We start from the raw sequence: 18,015 nt of genomic DNA, 5'->3' as shown, positions 1-18,015 counted from the left end.
ACTGGCCGATGGTCAATACCACATTGAAGTGACCGATGGTGAAACCGTCGTCAAAAAAGACATCAGTCTAAATACCGATAAGCCCACTCGCGTGGTGTTTGTGAATTAATTAATTTCCCTATATTCCTTCAATCGTGTCTGAATGCTCTCAGGCCTTTGTCTAGCCGACAAAGGCCTGAAACTTTTTTATAGGGGGTAATCGAAATCGGGAACCCTCTTTTACAAAAGAATCTTTTGTAAAACCCGACTCTTAAAAAAAGTCTATCGGTTACCTTTGCACCCCCGAAGCAATAAAACGTACTATGACTACAGCAACGGCTCGATTAATTACGAAGCCTTCTGTCCCGACCGAAGCTCTCCGTGACCTCGCTGCCCGCCTTGAAGGCGAATTCTACTACGACGAAACCATGCGTACGCTTTACGCAACGGATGCCTCGGCGTATCGCGAGTTTCCTACGGCTGTAGCCTTGCCCAAGACGCAGGAAGACCTTAAAACGCTCATCGCCTTTGCCCGGCAGTACCACACCTCGCTTATTCCGCGTACCGCCGGTACGTCTCTGGCGGGTCAGGTAGTGGGGGCCGGTATTGTGGTTGACGTTTCCAAATATTTTAATAAAATCCTGGAAATCAATCCCGAAGAAGGATGGGTACGGGTACAGCCCGGCGTCGTACGCGACGAACTGAACCTGTTCCTGAAACCCTACGGATTTTTGTTTGGACCCGAAACGTCCACGGCTAACCGGGCCATGATTGGGGGTATGGTGGGCAATAACTCCTGCGGTTCCAACTCCGTTGTTTACGGTTCCACGCGGGAACACGTTCTGGAAGTGAAAACCCTACTGGCGGATGGTTCGGAAGCTACCTTTGGTTCCCTTTCGGCAGATCAACCTCTGGTACAATCTCTGCTTAAAGGCGAAACTACCTTGCCGGGTATTTCCAACCATTTAGAAGCCGACATTTATCGCAAGACCTTTGAAATTTTAAAGGATACAGCAAATCAGGAAGAAATCCGTAAGAATTTCCCGAAACCCAGCATCGAACGCCGGAATACGGGATACGCCCTGGATATGCTGCTCTACTGCGAGCCGTTTACGCCCGGAGGTATGGATTTCAATTTCTGCCAGCTCCTGGCCGGATCGGAAGGTACGCTTTGCTTTCTGACGGAAATCAAATTGCACATCAATCCTCTACCACCTAAGGAAGCGGGCTTGATTTGCGTACACTTTCATTCGGTCGATGAGGCCTTACGGGCCAATATCATCGCCATGCAGTACAAGCCTTCGGCGAGTGAGTTGATCGACCATTACATTCTCGAGTGTACGAAAGAAAACATCGAACAGAGTAAAAACCGCTTTTTCGTGCAGGGCGACCCCGGAGCCATTCTGGTCGTTGAGTTTCGAAAAGAAACCAGGGAGGAAATTCTGGAAGTAGCCGCCCGCATGGAAGCCGAAATGAAAGCGGCTCACCTGGGCTACCACTTCCCCATCCTGTTTGGAGCCGATACGGGTAAAATCTGGGCCCTGCGTAAAGCCGGATTAGGGCTGCTTTCCAACCTGCCCGGTGATGAAAAAGCCGTAGCGGTGATTGAAGATACGACGGTCGATATCCATGACCTGCCCGACTACATTCGGGATTTCAACGAAATTCTGGCGAAAAACGGCATGAGTGCCGTGCACTACGCCCACGCGGGTTCGGGCGAGATTCACCTGCGTCCGATCATCAACCTGAAGACCCGCGAGGGGAATCAGCAATTCCGGTTGATTGCCGAAGAAATTGCCAAACTGGTAAAGAAATACGACGGTTCGCTTTCGGGTGAACACGGCGATGGCCGCTTGCGGGGCGAGTTCATTTCCTGGATGGTGGGCGAGAAAAACTACGCCCTCATGAAGGAAGTGAAGCGGATGTGGGATCCGGAAAATATTTTCAATCCCGGAAAAGTGGTCGATACGCCGCCCATGCATACGTTTCTGCGATACGAGCCGGGTCAGCAAACGCCGCATTTCCAGACCTTTTTCCGGTATCAGAATCAGGACGTGCTTCAACACGCCGAGCAGTGCAACGGTTCGGGCGACTGCCGTAAGACGGAATTGAGCGGTGGTACCATGTGCCCCAGTTTCATGGCGACGCGAAACGAGAAAGAAACGACGCGGGCCCGGGCCAATATCCTGCGGGAATTTCTGACCAATTCTACGCAAACCAACCGTTTTGCCCACGACGAAATCAAGGAAGTACTCGACCTCTGTCTGCTCTGCAAGGGTTGCAAGGCCGAATGCCCTTCGAACGTGGATATGGCGAAACTCAAAATGGAGTTTTTGCAGCATTACTACGAAGCCAAAGGCGTACCGCTGCGATCCAGACTGGTGGCTAATTTCACTTCGCTGAATAAACTGGCTAGTCTGGCTCCCTGGGCGTACAACGGCATTTTCGATACCCCCGCGTTGCGACGCGTGGCGAATAAAATGGTCGGTTTCCACCCGGATCGTACCATGCCTTTGCTGGCGAAGCAAACTTTTACCAACTGGTGGAATAAGGAAGCCAAAACGAAAAAACCACTGGCTCCGAGTTTCTACCTGTTTGCCGATGAATTCACTAATTACAATGACGTGGAAATCGGTAAGAAAGTCGTACAACTTTTTGAGCGACTGGGATATAACGTGATGCTACCCGGCGAAAACATGCAGTCGGGAAGGCCCCAGTTGTCGAAAGGCTTACTGAAAATGGCGAAAGAAGTAGCCAACCGTAACGTGCGACTACTACGTACGCTTATCACGAAAGATACGCCGCTGGTGGGCGTAGAACCTTCGGCCATTCTTACCTTCCGCGATGAGTATCCTGATTTAGTGGATGAAGAACTGGTTGACGATGCCAAAGCCATTGCCTCGCACACCTATACGTTCGAGGAATACCTGGCTCAGGAACTCGACGCCAAACGCATCAAAGCCGATCAGTTTACGACCGAAAAACGGCTTATCAAACTGCACGGACACTGTCAGCAAAAGGCCATGAGTTCGCTCGTGCCGAGTAAGAAAATTCTGTCCTTACCCGCTAACTACGAGGTCCAACTCATTCCTTCGGGATGCTGCGGTATGGCCGGAAGTTTCGGTTACGAAGCCGAGCATTACGACGTTTCCATGAAAATTGGGGAACTGGTTCTTTTCCCAACGATTCGCAAACAACCCGAAGAGGTGATCATCGCCGCAGCGGGTACAAGCTGCCGCCACCAGATTCACGACGGGACGGGACGGAAAGCCCTGCACCCGGCGGAGATTTTGTGGAATGCATTGGCGAAATAGCCTTATACTTCTTATCTGAAAAGCCTCGCAGCCGCTTCATATACTGGGGCAACTGTGAGGCTTTTTGTCTCTAAATGTCTCATTCATTTACGCTGAAGCATGGGCTTTCAAACAGGTCCAGAGCATACCTTAGCAAGAAGAGATGAACCAAACGCTACGGAAATTGATTTATATGTATATACACACATTGACTCATGGCACTTCGTACCATTCATAAACTCATTCATCCGCAGCCTCGCCCCATGGGCCCGCTAACGATGCACCAACCCCTGCCTGCTGCCGGAATTGATCAGATTGATCCGTTTTTATTACTGCACCACCACGGTCCACAGAACTTTCCGGGTCGGAATAGTGGCTTACCCTTTGGCCCCCACCCTCACCGGGGTTTTGAAACCGTCACGTTCATTTACGAAGGCGATGTGCAGCACCGGGATAGCAGCGGTTTTGCCAGTACGATTGACAGAGGGGGCGTTCAGTGGATGACGGCAGGGAGTGGGTTAATTCACTCGGAAGGCTCGTCGCCTGAATTTCGGGAAAAAGGGGGCCCGGTCGAACTCATTCAGCTCTGGACTAATTTGCCCGCTCAATTCAAAATGGTGGCTCCCCAGTACACGGGTTTACAGCAAAAAGACATCCCGACCGTAACCCTTCACAAAGGTACGGCAGCCGTAGTTTCGGGAACCTGGGAAGATACGCAGGGCCCCATTCAACCGATTTATGAGGTTGCTCTGGCAAACATTACGCTGGAAGCCGGTGGAAGCTTTACCCGTACCATCGAAGCGAATCAGAATATTTTGTTTTATTTACTGAACGGCAGTATTACCGTCAATGGAACGGCAATCAGTGGACGAACGCTGGTTGTTTTTGCGAACGAGGGAGAAGAAATTCAGGTACAGGCTTCGGCTTACTCGCGGATTCTCCTGGGTTCGGCACTGCCCATCCAGGAACCCGTTGTCGCTCACGGTCCGTTTGTAATGAACACCCGGGAAGAAATCCAGGATGCTCTGTATGATTATCAGATGGGTAAAATGGGAACACTGTAAGTTTTCAGTTAAGGGTTAAGGGTTTTGAGTTTCTGGATAGGTGTCGGAATAGTGCATCAGGAAGTTGAATAGCTACTAAAAGACTATGACTCTTCAAGGTACCTAATCCTAACTAGTCAAAAATTTAACTCAAAACTCTAAACCCAAAACTCTAAACTAAAGCTTATACGCCTGGCGACCCAGTAGCAGCCACTTTCCTTTTTCCTTTACCCACGTCAGCAGTACGCCCAGCTTGACTTGTCCCGCCTGCCCTTTATTGGCCGTTTCGCCCGCGAGCGTATGCCGTACCAGAGCCGTATTACCTACTACCGTGACGGTTTGATCACTTAGGTTGATGGATTTAAAGACGGAATTTCCGTTTGTCAGGTTCTCTACAAACAGAGCTTTATCTTCAATCAGGCCGCTCGAATGTCCGTAATTAAGCCGATCATGGGTAATGGCCATCAGATCCGCTTTGTCTCCTTTCATCATGGCCGCTTTGAGCTGTTCAACGGCCTGCGTTACGGCGGTTTCTTCTTTCGACTGAGCCACAGCCGTAAGGGTAAGGGTTAGTAGTGCCATACTCACTACCAGTACTAGCGTTTTTTTCATAGCTATCCGGTTGTTTGGATTTACTCGTCCAGAGGTTTATTCAGAGAAGACGGATAAAAACGTTTCCTCCCTCATTATTTCCTAGATCAATCGGGTGCCGTTGGGTACCGGGCGTTCGGGTTGAGCCAGTACAATGGCTCCATCAGCATCGGGAAATCCCGTTACCAGTACTTCCGAAAAAAAGTTAGCGATTTGCCGGGGCGGGAAGTTAGTCACGGCGATCACCTGTTTTCCAACCAGTTCTTCCTTGGTGTAATGCACCGTAATCTGGGCCGAAGAACGTTTTTCGCCGAGTTCAGGGCCAAAATCAATCCAAAGCTGGTAGGCAGGTTTTTTGGCTTTAGGAAAATCTTCTACGCGAAGAATCGTGCCGATCCGTAATTCTACGGCTTCAAAATCATTCCAGGAAATCATAAATGAGCGAGCTAATGAAAGGCACAAAAAAAGCCTTTTCGTTAGAAAGGCCAGCACTGAAGGGGCTAAAAAAATAAGTCTCCGATCCGAGAAACCCGAATCGGAGAGCGGCGTCTATCCAACCCACGTTATACCCGATCTGCAGACGCAGCGAGATCGAGTGAGATCTTTATGAATTTCCCCGAAGGGAGTCAATGCTTTTTTTAAAATCGAAATACGGAATTCGTATTCTTAAAACTGCCAAACATTCACTATCACGCTGATTGCGGCTGTTTTACTCTGCAACATTACAAGATTTTTCTCACATTCATACGCATTATTCCTAAATTTTTTTCAAATTGATGTATAAACATGCATTGTTCTTCATAAATGAGCTTTTTTACTCACCAACTAATGGCAGTTATCTGATCTCAATGCTTATAAAACTACCTGATTCTCTTAAAAATAAGCTTTTATGATGAGTTATTACCAAAAGCCTATGTATAAATTAATCATATCTTTCTTTAGAAGTTTTTTAGCAGGCTAAAAATCATCCTGCAGGACTTATTTTTGTTCCATGCTTATTCTTTCTATCGATACTTCTACGCGAGTTTGCTCCGTAGCATTGCATCAGCAAGGCGAATTACTGGGTTGCTATGAACTGTTGACGGAGAAAACCCATTCGTCCCTACTCACGACGCTCATTGAAAAGGTCGTAACGCACGCGGGTTTTTCGCTTTCTCAACTTGATGCCGTGGCCATAGCCAAAGGTCCGGGATCGTACACGGGCTTACGCATCGGCGTATCCACGGCGAAAGGATTATGTTATGCTCTGGATAAACCCCTGATTGCCGTTCACACCCTGGAGGCCATGGCGGCCCAGTTACAGCCGTTCTATCCGACCACCCATGTGCTCTGTCCCATGATTGACGCCCGTCGGATGGAAGTATACTGTGCCGAATACGAAGCGGGTACCCGACAAGTGTTGCGAGAGACGCAAGCCCGTATCATCGACGAACATAGTTTTGCGGAACTTTTACAGGAGCGTCCCGTTGTGTTCTTTGGCGATGGGGCCGCTAAATGCCAGCCCCTGCTGGCTTCGTATCCCCAGGCTATTTTTCCATCGGTGAGCATTCATCCCTCGGCGGTTACGGTGGGTTATCTGGCCAAGGAGGCGTTTGATAAGCAGGCGTTCGAAGACCTGATTACGTTCGAGCCTTACTACCTGAAAGAATTTATGGGCACATTGCCCAAAGCTAAATTATAGTTGACATGGAAACACCAGAAATTATCAACCGGGTTGCTACGTCGGGCCTGGTTACGCTGGATCTGGAAACCTACTATCATTCGGGCGAACGGGTCCTCTACGACCTGAAGGATAACCTGTTTATGGAGGCTATCCTGCGGGAAAAAGATTTCCGGGAGTTTCTTAAATCCCACGACTGGAGCCAGTATACCGGAAAAAATGTAGCGGTCCTCTGCTCGGTAGACGCAATTGTACCCACCTGGGCGTACATGCTACTGGCCATTCACCTGGAGCCTTTTGCCCATACGATTGTTTTCGGCGATGCCCAGGCCCTGGAGGACAAGCTGTTCTACGAAGCACTCGAGCAGATTAATCCGGAAGACTACCGGGGAGCCCGCGTAGTCGTGAAAGGCTGCAGTACCTATCCCGTACCCGTAGCGGCGTACGTAGAGATTGCCCGGAAACTTCGCCCGGTCGTACAGACGCTCATGTTTGGTGAACCTTGCAGTACCGTTCCGCTTTACAAAAAAGCGAAACAGTAGGTTCAGAAATCGTTCGGCAATTCGTATAATCCGGAGCGAATGGCTTTCTGCCATTCCGCTTCGGGGCTGTACCCTTCCCTCTGATACGTGGGGTTAGATACCCTGCCGACGGAGCGAAAATCGTGAACATCCTTTATCAATGCGGCCCGCTGGGTTTTAATAACGGGCGTATTTTTCACGTAGGTCAATCCACAAAAGACGACACTTCCCACCAGGCCAACGCTGGCGAACAAACGTCGCCACCGGACATTCTCCAAAACGGGTAAGGCCAGTACATAAACGAGGATAAACGCCAGAGCGGTGGCGATCCGGTACCGGGGCACGCAAATGGCCAGTATTGGCGGGCGGTGTAGGGAAATGGCTCCGGCAGTTAAAACAATGAAACCAAAGTAGGCCAGATTAAACGCTTCGGCTGGATTGGATCCCACCGAACGGGAATCCTTCCAGGCCTTTCGCAACCACAGCAGACTTCGTACAGCCACGAACGTACAGAGCACAATTCCTACCCCCATAGGAACAATAGGCCCATTAATGGCCGCCGGCAGAGAGGTGGGGAATCCGATCAGTGCTCCGATGTAGCCAAATCCGGCCTGTATCACTTCCCACAAACGATTCTGCCGATGGTGCATATTTCCCACAAAATCCTGAAAATAGGTGTTTGCAACCCAGCCGAAGGCCAGGGTCCATCCGATCAGTTGTCTTCTTTTTCGTTGCATAACCAGCAGCACTAACCCTAGTGGCCATACGAATAGCCCATTGCCGCTGGTAAAGGTGGCCAGCAGAGCCATACTCAGACTACCGGCAAAGCGAATCCAGCCCCGGCCTGGCTGGTCAGACACCCCTGTTAAGTCTGGACTGATGAGCCACCATAAAGACCAGCCTGCCCAGCACCAGACCCCCAGGTTTTGCAGAGCAGCCATGGCAAAGAAAGTATTCTCAAAATACTGTAGCTGAAACAGCAGAAACGGCACCGGCAGAAAGTAAAAAAGCGGTAAGGTGGTAGACTGGAAACTACGATAAAACAGCCCTAAAATGCCCAACAAAGCCAGATTTCCCCAAAGGATGATGGATCGAAAATCAATGGGGCCGCACGCATACGCTACGAGCGATACCCAGCGGGTATAGCCAATCCGGTGTTCATTGTGTAAAGCGATACTCCAGCCAAAAGCCTCTTTTATTGTAGGAGCTTCACGAATCAGCTGGGTCGATGCCAGAATGGCGTGAAAGTCGTCGAGTTGAGGTACGTTCACAGCAAAGCGAATGACCCAAAGGAAATAAATCGATACTGGCAGGAGCAGTATCGCGGCAATAAGCGAACGCATTGATGTTAGGTCAGGTAGTTGGACAGTAGGTTTCGGGGGTTGAAGTGGCCCGATTCATTGTTTCTCAAAACTAAAAAAAAACCTGAAATCACGTTTTCATTTCTTAATAAATCCGGGCTTTCCGGGGCTTTACCTATAGGGGGTATAACTTGCTGCTTTCTTTTCGGTACTTTTGCCGAAAGTTTGTACGCATGAACGCTACCCTAGCTAATACCATTTTCCGCCAGAGCATTGACGTGTATCACCAGACGGATCATGTAGATACCCCCCTTCAGAATCCGTACGAAGCCCAAAGTATGGAGGCCCTGCTGTACCAGAAAAACTGGATTGATACGGTACAGTGGCATTTGGAAGATTTGATTCGCAGCCCGGAAATCGCTCCCGAAGAACTGGTTGGACTGAAACGTCGCATTGACCAGTCCAATCAGGACCGGACGGATACGGTTGAAAAAATGGACGACTGGTTTATTGCCCTCCTGGGCGATGCTCCCCGCAAACCAACGGCCCGGCTGAACTCCGAAACCCCCGCCTGGCTCCTGGACCGTATGTCGATACTCCAGTTGAAAATTTATCATTTCCGTGAACAGGCTCAACGTTTGGAAGCTTCGGATGACCATCGGCAGAAAGCCCAGCAAAAATTACACCTGTTACTCGAACAGGAAACGGATCTGGCGAACTGCTTTGACGAACTGCTCGAAGATATTCGCAACGGTGATCGCTATATGAAAGTGTACCGGCAGATGAAGATGTACAACGACCCTACCCTGAATCCCGTTTTATACCAGCAGAAGTAAGGAGCGAGCATACGCCGAGTGATGAAGCAATTAATTATTTTCCGGTTTTCGGCCATGGGCGACGTGGCTCTGTTAACGCCCGTCGTACGGGCCATTGCCGAGGCCTATCCCGATCGGCAGCTTACCGTCGTCACGCGACAGAAGTTTGCTGTCTTTTTCGAAGGTATGCCGGGCGTTCGGGTGTTCGGAGCTGATCTGGCCGGTCGCCACAAGGGTATGACAGGTCTGTACCGTCTGCACCTTGATTTGAAGGAAGCCGGACCTATTGAGTACATCATTGATACGCACCAGAATTTGCGGACGGCTATTCTGAAAACCTTCTTCCGGTTTTCGGGTATACCCAGCGTTACGCTTGACAAGGGACGACAGGAGAAGAAGGCGTTGACCCGGCAGGAGAACAAGATTCGGCGTCCCCTGCTCCACAGCATCGAGCGGTACCTGGATACCTTCAGCCGGGCGGGTTACACCGCTACGCTAGGTACGGCTCCGTACTTTGCTACTTCAGCAGCAACTGAAGTACAGGATTTTCTGAGAAACATTCCCGCTAAAAAATCGAATGAAGTCTGGCTGGGTGTTGCTCCTTTCGCCCAGCACGAGCCTAAAATGTGGCCTTTCGAACGCATTCAGCCAACTCTGGAGCTTATCCGTCAGCAACGACCGGTTCGGATTTTTCTCTTTGGCGGTGGAGCGGCTGAAGTTGCTCAGTTACAAACGTTGGTGGAGACGTTTCCCGAAGCGGTACTGGTCGCCGGAAAACTTTCCTTCCGGGCCGAACTCACGCTGATTCGTCAGCTTGAGCTAATGCTTTGCATGGATTCCGGCAATATGCACCTGGCCGCCTTGAGTGGCGTACCCGTACTTTCGATCTGGGGAGCCACGCACCCCTACGCAGGTTTCGGCCCCTGGGGCCAATCCGAAGGGAATATGATTCAGATTTCGCCGGATGAATTGTCCTGTCGTCCGTGCTCCGTATTTGGGAATAAACCCTGTTTTCGGGGCGATCTGGCCTGCATGAACTGGATTACGCCTGAACTGGTAGCTGACCGGGCTCTGCAATTACTTGACACCCCCTACAAGCAATCGGGTCCCGCTGGCGGCCAGGACCCGATCGTACTCTAATCCATTACAGGAAGCAGTCCCTGTTGGCGGTCAGGTTCTACTCGGCACTTATCTATGTTACTCACTCATTCGTTGTTACGGCTAACGTTACTTCTACGTTGTTACGGGTAGCGTTTGAATACGGGCATACCTGATGAGCTTTCGCTACCAGAGCTTCGGCCGTAGCCTGATCTACCCCTGGTACATTAGCATTCAAGGTAACGGCCAGTCCAAATCCACCGGCATCGTTTTTACCAATACTTACTTCCGCAGTAATCGTCGTCATACCCGCTTTTACTTTTTCACTACGGATAATCAGGCTCAGAGCACTGTCAAAACAAGCGGCATAGCCAGCCGCAAAGAGTTGCTCGGGGTTCGTGTAGGCTCCACCGGGGCCACCCATTTCTTTCGGAGTCCGCGTTTGCAGATCCAGTACCCCATCACTCGATTTTACCTGACCGTTGCGACCACCTGTGGCGGTTGCGTGGGCCGTATATAATTTTTCCATGGCTGTTGATGTTACGATACTTGGGTATGTTGTACTAAAAATTGCTGCAGTTGCTCACGTAGCTGCGTAACCTGCTCTCGTTCCAGACGCAGACAGCTAAACATTTGGTCTGGGATGGACGCGGCCTGCTCCTGTAAGGCTCTTCCGGCTTCCGTCAATGTAATGTTTACCACCCGTTCGTCGTGACTGCTGCGGATACGGGTCACCAGGGCTTTTTCCTGCAACCTCTTCAAAAGGGGCGTCAGCGTCCCGCTATCCAGCCAGAGTTGTTCGCCTAATTCTTTTACCGTGACCGACTCTTTTTCCCACAGTACCAGTAAAACTAAATATTGCGGATACGTCAGCGAAAGTTCTTCCAGCAAAGGACGATACAGACCTGTAACAAGCCGGGACGCAGCGTACAGCGGAAAACAAAGTTGCTGATCAAGCTTAAGCTGTTCCATATTCATCTTACGATTACAAATATATTGTACACAATTTAATTTTGAACAATTATTTAACCCCTATTTTTATAAATAAATGCGAATGAAAGGCAAAAATCACTTATATCATTGACTATCAACGTAAAAAAAAGATGCCTGTCGGTTTCCCGGCAGGCAATTATTGTTATTCTCAGGCTATTTCAGGTATTCAACGAATGTAAAACGAAGGTCAATTCTTCCAAAGCTTCGTCGACGTGCCGTTCAGTTGTTCGAAAATTGACGAAAGCCGCCCGCAGACAAAACGTGTCTCCCAGTAACGTTGGCGTCATCAATACTTTTCCCCGCTGATTGAGTAAGGCCAGGAATTCAGCGGCTCGCTCGGGCACCTGGCGAAGCGTAAAGCAAACGACATTGAGCCGTACCGGAGCCACCAGCCGGAAATCTGTACTGGCTTCGAGGGCCGCTCCCAGACGTCGGGCACAGGTTACACTTTGCTCGACCCTATCCGCAAAACCCGCTTTTCCATAGGCCATGAGACTAAACCAGGCGGGTAAAGCCCGGAGTCGACGGGAGTTGTCAGGTAGAAAATTTAGATACGAAAAATCCTCGTCCGGATCACCCAGGTACGGAGCATTGGAATTCTGGAAGGTTTGTACCTGCAAATGCTGATGTTTCCGCTGCGTGAAAATGACGGCACTATCGTACGGAACATTCATCCACTTGTGGCAATCGACGGTGATACTGTCGGCGTTTTCCCAGCCCCGCAAGCGGTCGGCGTATTGGGGTGAGCAAGCCGCAAATCCACCAAAAGCCGCATCTACGTGCCACCAGAACGGGTATTGTTGCCGGATTCGCTGTACGCCGAGGAAATCGTCAAAATCGACGGTATTTACCGTCCCGGCACTGGTACTGACAATGATGGGCTGGCCCTGATACTGGCGGAGTTTTTCTTCCAGGTCTTCCAGATCAACGGCTTCACGATTCGGGAGTGTCCGCAGTTTGACCAGGCGATTACTCCCCATTCCTAACATCGCCATGGCTTTGCGTACGGCCGAGTGCGGGATAGCCGCCAGAACGATGGGTTGCACGGACAAGCCTTCCCGGGCGATGTCCTGACCCATTTGTACACCCGCCCACTGCCGGGCTACGGCCAGACCCGTGAAAATGGACATCGTCGCTCCCGATACAAACCCACCCGTGAAGGTATCTGGTAAGCCCAGCAACTGCCGCATGCTTCGAATCGTTTCGACTTCTAACTGGGCAGAGCGATCACCCGTTCCCTGAAGACTCTGCGGATTCGCATCGAATACGGATGTGAGCCAGTCGCCCGCCATAGCCGCTGGCGTGGTACCCCCTACCACAAAACCCCAGTACCGGGGACCGGCACTGGCCACCATCCAGGGCTGGTAATGCTGGCGGAAAAAGGCCAACGCCTGAGCGGTTCCCCAACCCGCTTCGGGCAATTCTGCCGAGACGAAATCCTGTACCTGCGGGCTGGTGGGTACGGATTCGATATTCTGAAGATAGGCCGTGGCCTGGGACCGGACTTCTGCCAGCAGGTCATCCCACTGCTCGATGTCCGTTTGCAAAAATGAATTCATGGCTTTTACTACAGGAAAGTTTGAAGGCTGAACCGGCGATGGTAATTCATTTGTCCGGTATGATAGGCCAGATGCATGAGCAGGTGCGTTAGGACTACGGCAATGCTTTGCTCGGGGAAAATCGACAGCACCTCCGTCGGGTACGGAGCTTCGAGGTCGTCCACCTGCTCGATGGACTGCCGAATCAGGGCGGGCAAAGCATTTACTTCCGTTAGTAAGGCCGTACGTGAAAAAACTTGCTGCGTAAACTCGGCTTCGCGGTTGCGTTGGTACGGCACCTTACCCAGCGTCAGGCCAATGTAGGTTTTCAGATTACCGATCAGGTGTTGCCCCAGATGTCCGGCGGAATTAATGGTTCCGGGTACTACGGCCCAAAGTGTTTCTTCATTCGGATAGGCCTGCAGTTCACTGGAGAGTTTGGCCAGTTCACGATCATAAAATCGGATATAGTCGGCTTTGGTCATGATTGGAGGAATGATAGAAGGACTAACGATCTTTTTTGTTTGAACCGGCATGGGCTGAATAGACTTTCCTACCCATGCTGTTTTCATTCGATGAAAAGGACTTACGCCTCCGCTGCTTCGACAACCAAAGCTCTCTTTTTCTCCTGCTGTCGTCGGTACCCCTGATTGACCAGATACACGCCCACCATAGTAATAGCAAAGGCCAGTCCCGTAATCCAGGTGACGTGTTCGTGCAAAATCAAATAACCTAAAACAATGGCCACCAGCGGATTAATATAGGCATACACCGAAACTAAACCCGCGGGCAACTGGGACATCGCGTACAGATACGACACAAACGCAACAATCGATCCGAAGATAATCAGGTACAGCAAAGCCAGCCCCGAAGTCAGACTCAGCGAGGGCAGGTGCTGCCAATCTTCCGCCAGAGCACTGAGTACCCAAAGGCCCGTACCTCCGACCAACATTTGAATAGCCGCATTGAAGAAGGCATGGGACTGAGCCCGGTGCGTTTGCGTATACAGCCCCCCACTCGCGAAAGACAGGCACGAGAAAAGCGTTACGCCAATGCCCATCAGCGACTTCCGATCGGCCATGAAGTTCATGTGATCGCGAAAGACCAGTAGTACACCCAGAAAACCCATGAGCATCCCCAGAACGATCCGGCCATTGAGCTTATCCTGCGGTCGGATGACGAGTTGAATGAGGATGGTAAACAACGGAATCAGCGAGCAAATGAGAGCCGCCAGTCCACTCGGAATAAAGCGTACAGCCCAGCCCACGATACCCGTTCCGAAGGTAATCATGCACAAGCCGGGAATGATTTGCAGTTTAATATCGGACCATCCGCCGGGTACGGCCCGGTATCGGATCACGACGAACGTGAGTAACAACAGCCCGGCTGTCATATTGCGAAGAGCCATGAATAACAGAGCCGGAAAGCCCGCCACCCCAATACGGGCGGCCAGGTAGGTCGTGCCCCAGAGGAAACAAATGGTAGCCAGAGCTACATACGCTTTTTGAGTGTTTCGCATCGCCGTAGTCAGGAAAGTACGCCGCAAAACTCGGGTTTCTTTCCAAGCGAAAACAGATGCAGATTTTTAAAATAAGAGCAGAACAGATTTACTTCCATTATCTCGGAAATCTTCGGTATGATTCTCAGTATGAAACCCATACTTTCAGCTTCCGGCTTTTACCTTTGTACTCCGAACAGATTACCATCGCTGTCCTTTGCTTCGTTATGGCGAACGCATCCCTTACCGAAGAGTTTCTGTACGTTCAGGTAGCCGAACGGCTGGAAAAGCAAATGGAGAGCCAGATTCTCAAGACGGGCGATAAACTTTTATCTCTGCGGGCTCTGAGTCTGGAACAAGGCATCAGTCTGAGTACTGCCTATAAAGCGTACGTCGAACTGGAAAATAAGGGCCTGATTGAAGCCCGGCCCAAGTCCGGGTATTTCGTCCGGTATACGTCCAGGCGGGTGCCGCAGCTCCTGCCCGCCCCGGCTGTGGATCGTTCGCCGGAAAAGGTCAGCGTCGACGCCATGATTCGCCGGGTGTACGAAAACCTTTCGCAAACTGATGTGGTCAAGCTGTCCGTAGCCACCCCGGCTCTGGAACTCTTACCCGAAGCCAAGCTCAACAAAGCCATGCTGGAAGCCCTCCGGCAAAACCCCAGCAGCTGTACGGCCTACGAAGAACTACGCGGCAACCTGACCTTACGGAAACAGATTGCCAAACACGCCTTCAACTGGAATGGCACCCTTACGGAACACGAGGTAGTAACCACGCAGGGTTGTATGGAGGCTCTGGTCTTCTGCCTGAAAGCCGTTACCAAACCCGGCGATACGGTAGCCATTGAAAGTCCGACCTACTTTGGCATTTTCAATGTCATGAAAAGTCTGGGGCTGCGGGTACTCGAAATTCCTACCGATCCTACCGAGGGTATTCGAATTGATTTGCTGGAACAGGCTTTGGAAACAACGTCCATTGCCGTCTGTCTATTCGTCCCTAATTTCTGTAATCCGGTGGGAGCTTTGATGCCCGATCACCGCAAGAAGCAGTTGGTCAAACTGTTGGCTTCGCGGGAAATCCCGCTGATTGAAGACGACATTTACGGAGAAATGTACTTCGGTAAAACCCGACCTCGTACCTGTAAAAGTTTCGATACGCAGGGACTGGTCATGCTCTGTTCATCGGTATCCAAAACGCTGGCTCCGGGGTACCGGGTGGGCTGGTGCATTCCGGGCCGTTTTCTCGACCAGGTACTGAGTGTTAAACTCATGCATACGGTGTCTTCGGCTACGCCTACGCAGGCGGCCATTGCCATTTTTTTTGAAACGGGTCGGTATGATTTACACATGCGAAACCTGCGAAAAGCCCTCCACACGCAATGTTTGCGGTATTTACAGGCTATTGCCGACTATTTCCCCAGAAGTACGAAAGTCAGTCGTCCGCAGGGTGGGTACGTTTTGTGGATTGAGCTGGAAGCAGGCATCGACGCGTTTGAAGTATACGAAAAAGCCTGGCTCGAAAAGATTAGCATTGCTCCGGGGCATATCTTCAGTACGGATGCCCGGTTCACGAATTACCTGCGAATCACGTTCGGGGCTCCGTATACGCCAGAAATCGATAAAAGTCTCAAGAAACTGGGACGCCTGATTGAGTCCCTGCGAAAATGAACCACTCCTAGAAACAAAACGTCCCGCCTGAAGCAGGCGGGACGTTTGCGTTTATTTCTCCGTCTTTTCGGATTTAGCTTTGGTTTCTTTGGTGCGAACCGTTGGGTACTTGATTCCTAGTTGTTCGAGGTACGATTTGTACTTCGTTGGATCGTAGTAGTACTTCTTCATTTTCTCCCGAAACTCCGCCATGATTTCGGTATTGAGGTGGGTGGCGGGCTTGTCCGTTTCCCGTACCAGGGGTTCGTATTTGACGTCCTTGGTTTGCACAGTGGAGTAATAATTCCAGGCGTTTTTGACCAGATCCGGACTGACGAGCAAATCCAGAATCGTCATGGCTTCTACCTTGGCCCCGGCAGTAATCCCCTTGTGAGCAATCGGCGTGGCCATCGAGATCGCATTAGCCCAATGGTGACCGGGCAGCCCAGGAATATTGGAAGGGTACCGCAGGACAATCGTCGGCATGGACCAGGAAATATCCGCAATATCGTCAGAACCCCCTCCCATCGATACCACGGGTGGCTCGATGGTACTGTCGAGTTTAACGGCCAGGCCGCTTTTCTCGGGTGACATCAATTCTTCCTGAATGGCTTTTGCCAGCGTCTGATCTTCCGAAGACCAGGTCGGCAGCCCTACCTTTTTAATATTTTTGAAGGTCGCCTCGGCAATGGGCTTACTAAAATGCCCTGGCCAGGCCGAACCCAGTATTTCGTAGGTGTATTTCGTGTCGGTCATGATGGAGGCACCTTCCGCCATTTTCACGCCGTACTCAAATAACTGTTTGATCTTATCGTAACTCCGTTCCCGGAAGTAATACCATACCGAAGCTTTGGAAGGCACGACGTTGGGCTGATCGCCCCCGTCCACGATCACGTAATGCGAGCGTTGCGTGGGCAACAGGTGCTCCCGCTTGAAATTCCAGCCAATGTTCATCAGTTCTACCGCGTCCAGGGCACTGCGGCCCCGCCAGGGAGCACCGGCGGCGTGAGCGGCGGCTCCTTCAAAATTGAACTTGACCGAAACCAGTCCGTTGTTGCCGACATCTCCGTACACAACCCCCAGATTATTTCCTACGTGGGTGAAGATACAGGCGTCTACATCCTTGAAATAACCGTCCCGAATGTAATACGCCTTGGTCCCTACCTGCTCTTCGGCCACACCCGGCCAAAGCATGAGTGTACCCGAAATATTTTCCCGCTCCATGATTTTCTTTAAAGCCAGGGCCGCGGTGATATTCAGCGGATTGCCCGAATTATGGCCTTCCCCGTGGCCGGGGGCTCCGTCGATGATGGGATCGTGGTAGGCGACGCCGGGCTTTTGCGAGGCTTTCGGAATACAGTCAATGTCCGAGCCAACGGCAATTTTAGGTTTTCCGCTACCCCAGGTTGCTGTCCAGGCCGTTGGAATACCACCGATGCCGCGTTGAATGGTAAAGCCGTTTTTCTCCAGAACGCCCGTCAGGTATTTGGACGTTTCGTGTTCCTGAAAGCCCAGTTCGCCGAAGCTGAAGACCATATCATTCATTTCAGCAGAAAAGTCTTTCATTTTATCAATTTCTGCCGCCAACTCCTGCTTGAGAGCCTCCAGCTTTTTCGCCGGGACGAGCAGATTTGCCGTCGCTTCGGGAGCTTTCTTTTTGCTCTGGGCCGAGGCGATTCCGCAACCCATCGTTACCAGCAATACCAGCAGAGCCGGGATTGAAATAGAAGATTTCATGGATGGTTTTGGTTTAGGATGATGGATCGTTGATTGAATCCGCACGTTTCAAAATTTTAGTTTTAGAACGTGCGGATGACTTTTTGAATAGAAGGTTTTAAGAGTTCGAAGGGAACGCCTCTGAAATTCGTAGGTTGTATACAATATACCTCACTTGCATGGGATTGGCAGGCAGCTGTTAAAGGCTGTACAAGTGGTACAGCTTTGAAAACTTGTACCTCCATCAAGTCCCAACCCCGGAGGGGTTTTATGCGATTAGCCCCGTATGAAATGCGGGGTGCGTCCCGCCCGGTAGGCACAGC

The 18,015-nt window shown here is 50.9% G+C and carries 16 protein-coding genes; 7 read left to right on the top strand and 9 right to left on the bottom strand.

The features are described 5' to 3' along the window. Window positions 1–302: 302 nt before the first annotated feature. Both BWI93_RS19805 and BWI93_RS19800 read left to right on the top strand, forming a co-directional pair. Complete coding sequence (locus BWI93_RS19805) at window positions 303–3,293, top strand: FAD-binding and (Fe-S)-binding domain-containing protein (protein ID WP_094814493.1); 2,991 nt, start codon at window positions 303–305, stop codon at window positions 3,291–3,293. A 194-nt stretch (window positions 3,294–3,487) separates the two neighbouring features. Beyond that, a complete protein-coding gene (locus tag BWI93_RS19800) occupies window positions 3,488–4,336 on the top strand; it encodes a pirin family protein (RefSeq protein ID WP_176454283.1) in 849 nt (282 codons plus the stop codon). Between the two features lie 156 nt (window positions 4,337–4,492). Here BWI93_RS19800 and BWI93_RS19795 read toward each other — a convergent pair whose 3' ends face one another. Further along, entirely contained in the window at window positions 4,493–4,927 is a 435-nt protein-coding gene (locus BWI93_RS19795; RefSeq protein ID WP_094814491.1) for a nuclear transport factor 2 family protein, read from the bottom strand. A gap of 81 nt (window positions 4,928–5,008) precedes the next feature. Next, window positions 5,009–5,341 (bottom strand): tRNA-binding protein, encoded by a 333-nt coding sequence (locus BWI93_RS19790; RefSeq protein WP_094814489.1) that lies wholly within the window; start codon window positions 5,339–5,341, stop codon window positions 5,009–5,011. A gap of 556 nt (window positions 5,342–5,897) precedes the next feature. Here BWI93_RS19790 and tsaB point away from each other — a divergent pair. Both tsaB and BWI93_RS19780 read left to right on the top strand, forming a co-directional pair. Beyond that, a complete protein-coding gene (tsaB, locus tag BWI93_RS19785) occupies window positions 5,898–6,587 on the top strand; it encodes a tRNA (adenosine(37)-N6)-threonylcarbamoyltransferase complex dimerization subunit type 1 TsaB (RefSeq protein WP_094814487.1) in 690 nt (229 codons plus the stop codon). A 5-nt stretch (window positions 6,588–6,592) separates the two neighbouring features. Then, window positions 6,593–7,108, top strand: coding sequence for a DUF2480 family protein (locus BWI93_RS19780; protein WP_094814485.1), 516 nt, complete (start codon window positions 6,593–6,595; stop codon window positions 7,106–7,108). Window positions 7,109–7,110: 2 nt separating this feature from the next. Here BWI93_RS19780 and BWI93_RS19775 read toward each other — a convergent pair whose 3' ends face one another. Beyond that, complete coding sequence (locus BWI93_RS19775; RefSeq protein ID WP_094814483.1) at window positions 7,111–8,430, bottom strand: hypothetical protein; 1,320 nt, start codon at window positions 8,428–8,430, stop codon at window positions 7,111–7,113. Between the two features lie 191 nt (window positions 8,431–8,621). On the opposite strand from BWI93_RS19775, the gene BWI93_RS19770 reads away from it, so the two are divergent. Then, the gene (locus BWI93_RS19770; protein WP_094814481.1) at window positions 8,622–9,224 is read left to right on the top strand and encodes a DUF4254 domain-containing protein; all 603 of its coding nucleotides are present in this window, start codon (window positions 8,622–8,624) and stop codon (window positions 9,222–9,224) included. Between the two features lie 21 nt (window positions 9,225–9,245). Then, window positions 9,246–10,343, top strand: a complete 1,098-nt coding sequence (locus BWI93_RS19765) for a glycosyltransferase family 9 protein (RefSeq protein WP_094814479.1) — start codon at window positions 9,246–9,248, stop codon at window positions 10,341–10,343. A 61-nt stretch (window positions 10,344–10,404) separates the two neighbouring features. Here BWI93_RS19765 and BWI93_RS19760 read toward each other — a convergent pair whose 3' ends face one another. The 5 genes from BWI93_RS19760 to BWI93_RS19740 form a co-directional block, all read right to left on the bottom strand. After that, window positions 10,405–10,830, bottom strand: coding sequence for an organic hydroperoxide resistance protein (locus BWI93_RS19760; RefSeq protein WP_094814477.1), 426 nt, complete (start codon window positions 10,828–10,830; stop codon window positions 10,405–10,407). Window positions 10,831–10,841: 11 nt separating this feature from the next. After that, window positions 10,842–11,279, bottom strand: coding sequence for a MarR family winged helix-turn-helix transcriptional regulator (locus BWI93_RS19755; RefSeq protein WP_094814475.1), 438 nt, complete (start codon window positions 11,277–11,279; stop codon window positions 10,842–10,844). Window positions 11,280–11,452: 173 nt separating this feature from the next. Continuing rightward, entirely contained in the window at window positions 11,453–12,853 is a 1,401-nt protein-coding gene (locus tag BWI93_RS19750) for a pyridoxal-dependent decarboxylase (protein WP_094814473.1), read from the bottom strand. 8 nt (window positions 12,854–12,861) lie between these two features. After that, entirely contained in the window at window positions 12,862–13,404 is a 543-nt protein-coding gene (locus BWI93_RS19745) for a DinB family protein (RefSeq protein ID WP_094814471.1), read from the bottom strand. A gap of 14 nt (window positions 13,405–13,418) precedes the next feature. Beyond that, a complete protein-coding gene (locus BWI93_RS19740; protein WP_233207710.1) occupies window positions 13,419–14,378 on the bottom strand; it encodes a DMT family transporter in 960 nt (319 codons plus the stop codon). Window positions 14,379–14,557: 179 nt separating this feature from the next. Between BWI93_RS19740 and BWI93_RS19735 the strand changes: the two genes are divergently transcribed. Beyond that, window positions 14,558–15,997, top strand: a complete 1,440-nt coding sequence (locus BWI93_RS19735; protein WP_094814495.1) for a PLP-dependent aminotransferase family protein — start codon at window positions 14,558–14,560, stop codon at window positions 15,995–15,997. Between the two features lie 51 nt (window positions 15,998–16,048). Here the strand turns inward: BWI93_RS19735 and BWI93_RS19730 are convergent, their stop codons facing one another. Then, complete coding sequence (locus BWI93_RS19730; protein WP_094814467.1) at window positions 16,049–17,713, bottom strand: amidohydrolase; 1,665 nt, start codon at window positions 17,711–17,713, stop codon at window positions 16,049–16,051. Between the last annotated feature and the right edge of the window lie 302 nt (window positions 17,714–18,015).

This window comes from Siphonobacter sp. BAB-5385 (genome assembly GCF_002261125.1).
Lineage (GTDB): Bacteria > Bacteroidota > Bacteroidia > Cytophagales > Spirosomataceae > Siphonobacter.
This window is presented reverse-complemented; position numbering and strand designations above follow the sequence as displayed.

Coding starts and splice junctions, on each gene's coding strand:
- BWI93_RS19805 (WP_094814493.1), top strand. CDS start 303: ATGACTACAGCAACGGCTCGATTAATTACGAAGCCTTCTGTCCCGACC.
- BWI93_RS19800 (WP_176454283.1), top strand. CDS start 3,488: ATGGCACTTCGTACCATTCATAAACTCATTCATCCGCAGCCTCGCCCC.
- BWI93_RS19795 (WP_094814491.1), bottom strand. CDS start 4,927: ATGAAAAAAACGCTAGTACTGGTAGTGAGTATGGCACTACTAACCCTT.
- BWI93_RS19790 (WP_094814489.1), bottom strand. CDS start 5,341: ATGATTTCCTGGAATGATTTTGAAGCCGTAGAATTACGGATCGGCACG.
- tsaB (WP_094814487.1), top strand. CDS start 5,898: ATGCTTATTCTTTCTATCGATACTTCTACGCGAGTTTGCTCCGTAGCA.
- BWI93_RS19780 (WP_094814485.1), top strand. CDS start 6,593: ATGGAAACACCAGAAATTATCAACCGGGTTGCTACGTCGGGCCTGGTT.
- BWI93_RS19775 (WP_094814483.1), bottom strand. CDS start 8,430: ATGCGTTCGCTTATTGCCGCGATACTGCTCCTGCCAGTATCGATTTAT.
- BWI93_RS19770 (WP_094814481.1), top strand. CDS start 8,622: ATGAACGCTACCCTAGCTAATACCATTTTCCGCCAGAGCATTGACGTG.
- BWI93_RS19765 (WP_094814479.1), top strand. CDS start 9,246: ATGAAGCAATTAATTATTTTCCGGTTTTCGGCCATGGGCGACGTGGCT.
- BWI93_RS19760 (WP_094814477.1), bottom strand. CDS start 10,830: ATGGAAAAATTATATACGGCCCACGCAACCGCCACAGGTGGTCGCAAC.
- BWI93_RS19755 (WP_094814475.1), bottom strand. CDS start 11,279: ATGAATATGGAACAGCTTAAGCTTGATCAGCAACTTTGTTTTCCGCTG.
- BWI93_RS19750 (WP_094814473.1), bottom strand. CDS start 12,853: ATGAATTCATTTTTGCAAACGGACATCGAGCAGTGGGATGACCTGCTG.
- BWI93_RS19745 (WP_094814471.1), bottom strand. CDS start 13,404: ATGAAAACAGCATGGGTAGGAAAGTCTATTCAGCCCATGCCGGTTCAA.
- BWI93_RS19735 (WP_094814495.1), top strand. CDS start 14,558: ATGGCGAACGCATCCCTTACCGAAGAGTTTCTGTACGTTCAGGTAGCC.
- BWI93_RS19730 (WP_094814467.1), bottom strand. CDS start 17,713: ATGAAATCTTCTATTTCAATCCCGGCTCTGCTGGTATTGCTGGTAACG.